1 rRNA gene is annotated in these 1,232 nt (G+C 53.9%); it reads left to right on the top strand.

Going from position 1 to position 1,232, the window contains the following annotated elements:
* Nucleotides 1-1,232, top strand: a 23S ribosomal RNA gene (locus BM003_RS17320); the annotation flags it as partial.

Here is a 1,232-nt window from a genome sequence, read left to right as displayed (position 1 = left end):
GAGGCTTGCAGCGAGGCAAATCCCGCTGCTTTCAGCCAAACGGTGATGAGGAGGGAACTTAAGTACCGAAGCGCCTGATCCTACACTGCCAAGAAAAGCCTCTAGCGAGTGAAACGGTGCCCGTACCAAAACCGACACAGGTAGGCAAGAAGAGAATTCTAAGACGCTCGGGAGAACTCTCGTTAAGGAACTCGGCAAAATCACCCCGTAACTTCGGGAGAAGGGGTGCTCGTCGGATCTACGGATCCGATGAGCCGCAGTGAAAAGATCCAAGCGACTGTTTACCAAAAACACAGGTTTCTGCTAAACCGTAAGGTGATGTATAGGGGCTGACACCTGCCCGGTGCTGGAAGGTTAAAAGGAGAGGTTATCCTTCGGGAGAAGCTTTGAATTGAAGCCCCAGTAAACGGCGGCCGTAACTATAACGGTCCTAAGGTAGCGAAATTCCTTGTCGGGTAAGTTCCGACCCGCACGAAAGGTGTAACGATTTGGATACTGTCTCAACGAGAGACCCGGTGAAATTATAGTACCTGTGAAGATGCAGGTTACCCGCGACAGGACGGAAAGACCCCATGGAGCTTTACTGCAGCTTGATATTGGATGTGGGTATCGTTTGTACAGGATAGGCAGGAGCCTTTGAAACCGGACCGCTAGGTTCGGTGGAGGCATCGGTGGGATACTGCCCTGACGATATCGACATTCTAACCCTGAACCGTGATCCGGTTCGGAGACAGTGTCAGGTGGGCAGTTTGACTGGGGCGGTCGCCTCCTAAAAGGTAACGGAGGCGCCCAAAGGTTCCCTCAGAATGGTTGGAAATCATTCGCAGAGTGTAAAGGCACAAGGGAGCTTGACTGCGAGACCTACAAGTCGAGCAGGGACGAAAGTCGGGCTTAGTGATCCGGTGGCACCGCATGGAAGGGCCATCGCTCAACGGATAAAAGCTACCCTGGGGATAACAGGCTTATCTCCCCCAAGAGTTCACATCGACGGGGAGGTTTGGCACCTCGATGTCGGCTCATCGCATCCTGGGGCTGAAGTAGGTCCCAAGGGTTGGGCTGTTCGCCCATTAAAGCGGTACGCGAGCTGGGTTCAGAACGTCGTGAGACAGTTCGGTCCCTATCCGTCGCGGGCGTAGGAAATTTGAGAAGAGCTGTCCTTAGTACGAGAGGACCGGGATGGACACACCGCTGGTGTACCAGTTGTTCCGCCAGGAGCATACGCTGGGTAGCTA

The organism is Sporolactobacillus nakayamae (genome assembly GCF_900113325.1).
GTDB lineage: Bacteria > Bacillota > Bacilli > Bacillales > Sporolactobacillaceae > Sporolactobacillus > Sporolactobacillus nakayamae.
This window is presented reverse-complemented; position numbering and strand designations above follow the sequence as displayed.